Here is a 389-nt window from a genome sequence, read left to right on the forward strand (position 1 = left end):
CTGGTTGAAGCGCTGGATACTTACATTCCAGAGCCAGAGCGTGCTATCGATCAGCCATTCCTGATGCCTATCGAGGACGTATTCTCAATCTCTGGTCGTGGTACTGTTGTAACCGGTCGTGTAGAGCGTGGTATCGTTAAGACTGGTGAAGAGATCCAGATCGTAGGTATCCGTGATACTCAGACTACTACCTGTACGGGTGTAGAGATGTTCCGTAAGCTGCTTGATGAAGGTCGTGCAGGTGAGAACATCGGTGCGCTGCTGCGTGGTACTAAGCGTGACGACGTTGAGCGTGGTCAGGTACTGGCTAAGCCAGGTACTATTACTCCTCACACTCGTTTCGAAGGTGAAGTATACGTACTGTCTAAAGATGAAGGTGGTCGTCACAC

General features: G+C 50.4%; 1 protein-coding gene. It reads left to right on the forward strand.

Going from position 1 to position 389, the window contains the following annotated elements:
- A partial coding sequence (locus tag JW499_RS21800; protein WP_269814597.1) for an EF-Tu/IF-2/RF-3 family GTPase occupies positions 1-389 on the forward strand: 389 nt, incomplete at both ends.

Origin of the sequence: Amphritea pacifica (genome assembly GCF_016924145.1) — a bacterium.
In the GTDB taxonomy this organism is placed as follows: Bacteria; Pseudomonadota; Gammaproteobacteria; order Pseudomonadales; family Balneatricaceae; genus Amphritea; species Amphritea pacifica.